At 70.3% G+C, this 4,263-nt stretch carries 3 protein-coding genes and 1 pseudogene; 3 read left to right on the top strand and 1 reads right to left on the bottom strand.

The features are described from left to right. A pseudogene (locus AC08OJ_RS18855) lies at positions 1 to 314 on the bottom strand (hypothetical protein); the annotation flags it as partial. Positions 315 to 960: 646 nt separating this feature from the next. Between AC08OJ_RS18855 and AC08OJ_RS18850 the strand changes: the two are divergent. The 3 genes from AC08OJ_RS18850 (at position 961) to AC08OJ_RS18840 (ending at position 4,133) form a co-directional block, all read left to right on the top strand. Beyond that, on the top strand, positions 961 to 1,179 hold the full coding sequence (locus AC08OJ_RS18850) for a helix-turn-helix domain-containing protein (protein ID WP_248840730.1): 219 nt from the start codon (positions 961 to 963) through the stop codon (positions 1,177 to 1,179). A gap of 2 nt (positions 1,180 to 1,181) precedes the next feature. Beyond that, positions 1,182 to 2,003 (top strand): enoyl-CoA hydratase/isomerase family protein, encoded by an 822-nt coding sequence (locus AC08OJ_RS18845; RefSeq protein WP_476594590.1) that lies wholly within the window; start codon positions 1,182 to 1,184, stop codon positions 2,001 to 2,003. Between the two features lie 204 nt (positions 2,004 to 2,207). Next, a complete protein-coding gene (locus tag AC08OJ_RS18840; RefSeq protein ID WP_476596437.1) occupies positions 2,208 to 4,133 on the top strand; it encodes an ABC transporter ATP-binding protein in 1,926 nt (641 codons plus the stop codon). The last annotated feature ends 130 nt before the right edge of the window (positions 4,134 to 4,263 follow it).

Below are 4,263 nucleotides of genomic sequence, written 5' to 3'. Positions count from 1 at the left end.
GTCGAGGCCCACCAGGCGGTGAGGGCGACCACGACCACGGCGATCACGAGCGGGACCAGGACGAGGGAATCGAGACGGGGAGCCCACCCGCCGCGCAGCGGCGGGTCACCGATGTCCAGATCCAGGTCGCCGGTGGAGACGAGGAACGTGCCGATGAGACCGCAGGCCACCAGGATGAGCCACAGCGCCGCCTCGCCGGCCTCGGTGCGCCCGGCGGACCCCGCCCAGGGCCGGGACAGGCCGCCGCGCGGTCCGGGCAACCGGCTGGAGGCGGCGACAGCGGTCGGGTCGGAGGCGCCGTCCGTCGCGCTCACCGGTCCGTACCGAGGCAGGCCGCGTAGCTGGGCACCTTCGGTGCCGACCCGGAGATCATCACGTCACCGACCACCACTGCACGGTAACGAGTCCGGTCCGCTCCCAACGCCGGAGTTCCCCCGAGCCGGATGCCGGAGGTGCTGGCGGGGGCGCCGGCAGGGGTGCGACGAGCCGTCCGCGATCTCGTCGGACCGGGCCTCAGCACGGGAGCGGGCCGGCCCCGACGGGGTGGACAACCGGTGTCGGATGTGAGGAATCAGTCGAATTGATCGGCCGCGTTCGCGGTCCGTCGGCTCGCTCTGTACAGTGATCGACTGATGGTCGTACCTGCAGCGTTGCATCGAGAGAAGATCTTGAGCGCGAAGATGGCGATGTTCGTGGCGACGCGCCGATGCTGTTGTCGGGCCGCGTACCGGGGATTGGGGACACTGATCTCGGTAGCACCCTCGGCCAGGCGCGCCTGCTGCGCCAGCGGGTGGGTGCGACCCGTGCCATCGCTGGTGACCGCCGGCGTGGAGGAAGGAACGCGAGGGCACGGTCACGCACCGGCGCCGCGTGTGATGGATCACATCTGCTTCGAGTGGCGCGTTTACTCAAGCTGAGTGAAGATCGGTTCGCAGATCATCGAACACGGAGGGGGCCACGTTGGCCGAGCTCAGGAAAGGAACCCGGATCACCGGCGCCGAGCGGGACAAGCTTGCCGCCGAACTTCGGAAGAAGTACGAAGGTGGGCAGAGCATCCGCCTGCTCGCCGAGTCCTCTGGTCGTTCGTACGGGTTCGTCCACCGGATCCTCTCGGAGTCGGGTACGACCCTGCGCGGCCGGGGTGGTGCGACCCGGGGCACCAAGAAGAAAAGCTCCTGATCATGGCGGTCCCCGCCGCCGCTGTAGCGGCGGCGGCGGCCGGACTGCACGTGCGGGTCGCCGGGCCTCTCGTCACGATCTGGATGACGGATCCCGGTGATACCGGCGGGGCCGGCTCGTTCCCGGCTCTCGCGTCGGCGCTGGCCGGCGAACTGCGGCGGTTGACCGGTGAGGTCCGGGTCCTGGTTGTCCGGATGGGTCATCGCCCCCCACCGGCCGCTGACCTTACCGACCCCGCACCCCGAGTGGGCGAGGAAGGGCCCGCGGACGCCGTGGGGCGGTTGTCCCCGGCCGCGGGATATCGCGCATGGCGCGACGCGATGGGGCGGGTCTCCGATCGGTCCGACCTGATCAGTGTGGCCGTCGTGGACACGACGGTCGGCGACCTCGGTCTCGCGGTGACGGTCGCCTGCGACCTGCAGGTTCTCGCCGAGGATGCGCGCTTCCGGCTGACCTGGGCGCGTGACGGCCTCCTGCCCGCGGCCGGTGCCATGGGTCGGCTGGTCGAGCTCCTCGGCTACGCGAATGCCCTGGACCTCTGCCTGACCGGCCGCGAGCTCGCCGCCGACGAAGCGGCCAGGATCGGGCTGGCCCAGCGGGTCCTGCCGCGTGAGCTGCTGGACGAGCAGGTCGGCGTGCTGGTCGCGGCGCTCCTCGCGGTTCCCCGCGACATCGCGGCCGAGATGAAGGCGCTGATGCGCGGCGTGCGGCGCTCCCGTCCCGCTACCCGCTCCGACCGTCTCGACGAGCGGGCCGAGGACGAGGCCTGGGAACGCGTCGTCACCGCCCGCTCCGCTGCCGGTGACGACCCCGCGGCGGGGTGACCGGCAGCCCCGACCGGCTCCTGCGCCGGCTCCGTACCGGCTGTCTCCCGCTTCGGCATCCGTTTCGCTCCGTGCCGTGCCAAGCTGCAGCCAGCACGCCTGACGAGCCGCACCCGCCGCGGGAATGCCCGTCCGCAATTCCTGCTTACATCGTTACGTAGTAAGCACTACGTAACACAGTAAGCGCCGCCGCCAGGAGGGCTGATGCGACCGGGAATGGATGGTTGGTCTACGATGCGTACCTTCCAACAGGACCGTTCGGTCACCCGGACCTCGCTGCGGCCCGGTACCCTGCGCAGGATCGTCGCCTTCGCCCGTCCCCATCGGCGGCAGCTCGCCTACTTTCTCGCGCTCATCGTGCTCAGCTCGGCTGTCGGTGCGGTTGTTCCGATGATCCTTAAAACGATCATCGATGACGGCATCGTGCGCCACCGGGTGGGGCTCGTGCAGGCGCTCGCCGCGGTCGTCGCGGGCCTGGCGTTCCTGGACGCCGGTCTGTCGCTCGCGCAGCGCTGGTTCTCGGCCCGGATCGGCGAGGGTCTGATCTACGAGATGCGCAGCCAGGTGTTCCGGCACGTGCAGCGCCAGCCGCTCGCCTTCTTCACCCGGACCCAGACCGGGGCGCTCATCAGCCGGTTGAACAACGACGTGCTCGGCGCGCAGTCGGCGTTCACCAACACGCTGTCGTCGGTGCTGTCGAATGTCCTGTCCGCCGGATTCGTGCTCGCCGCGATGCTGGTGCTGTCCTGGCGAATCACCCTCGTGTCGCTCGTGTTGCTGCCGGTATTTATTATTCCGGCCCGCTTGTTGGCGCCCCGCCTGGCCAGGCTGACCCGGGAGAGCTACGGGTTGAACGCCGAGATGAACACGACGATGACGGAACGATTCAACGTGTCCGGAGCGATGCTCGCGCAACTGTATGGTTCGGCGGAACGGGAGGACGAGAACTTCCGCGTTCGGGCCGGGCGGGTGCGTGACATCGGGGTGACCCAGGCTATGTACGGCCGCATATTCTTCGTCTCGCTCACCCTGGTCGCCTCGCTCGCGACCGCGATCGTCTACGGGATAGGCGGTCGGTTCGCTGCCCAGGGCAGCCTGGAGGTCGGCACCCTGGTCGCGCTCACGGCCTACTTCGGACGGCTGTACGGGCCGCTCACCCAGCTCTCCAACGTGCACGTCGACGTCATGACGGCGCTGGTGTCCTTCGAGCGGGTCTTCGAGGTGCTCGATCTGGAGCCAGCGATCGCCGACCGGCCGGGCGCCGTCGATCTGCCGGCCGGCGCGACGACCATCGAGTTCGATCATGTCGGTTTCCGTTATCCGGCCGCCGGCGAGGTCTCCCTGGCGTCGCTGGAGTCGGTCGCCGTACTCGACCCGCGGGTGCCCACGCCGGTGTTGCACGATGTCACCTTCCGGGTCGAGCCGGGGCAGGTGATCGCGTTGGTCGGCCCGTCCGGAGCGGGCAAGACGACGATCAGCCAGCTCGTTCCGCGCATGTATGACGTGCGGTCGGGGTCGGTACGCATCGGCGGGCACGACGTCCGCGATCTCACCCTTCGGTCCCTGCGGTCCGCCGTCGGTGTGGTCACCCAGGACGCGCATCTGTTCCACGACACCATCCGCGCGAACCTGGCCTTCGCCCGGGCGGACGCCTCGGACGAGCAGATGTGGACCGCTCTGGGCGCGGCGCGGATCGGGCTGCTCGTGCGCTCCCTGCCGGACGGCCTGGACACGGTCGTCGGTGACCGGGGCTACCGCCTGTCCGGCGGGGAGAAGCAGCGGCTGGCCATCGCCCGGCTGCTGCTGCGCGAACCGGGCATCGTCGTGCTGGACGAGGCCACCGCGCATCTCGACAGCGAGTCCGAGGCCGGCGTGCAGCAGGCGCTGACCGCGGCGCTGGTGGGACGGACATCCCTGGTCATCGCGCACCGGCTGTCCACGGTGCGTGACGCCGACCGCATTCTGGTGGTCGACGACGGGCGGATCGTGCAGAGCGGGACCCATGAGGAGCTGCTGGCCCGCGGCGGGCTCTATGCCGAGCTGTATCGGACCCAGTTTGCCCCGGCCCCGGCCGTCGGTGCTGAGGCGGGGTGGGCCGAAGGGGCCAGTGCCCCACCGGTCGGGGTCTGACTCCTGGGCCACACCCGGGCGCGCCACGTTCGGGCGGCCGGCGTCGCGCCGACCCGACAGGTGGGCGGCGACAGGCAGTGGTCCGCGGCGGGAAGGCCGCGGAGCACGGCCGCCCGTCGCGGCGACACTG

It is taken from the genome of Frankia sp. CgKIO3 (assembly GCF_977946435.1).
This window is presented reverse-complemented; position numbering and strand designations above follow the sequence as displayed.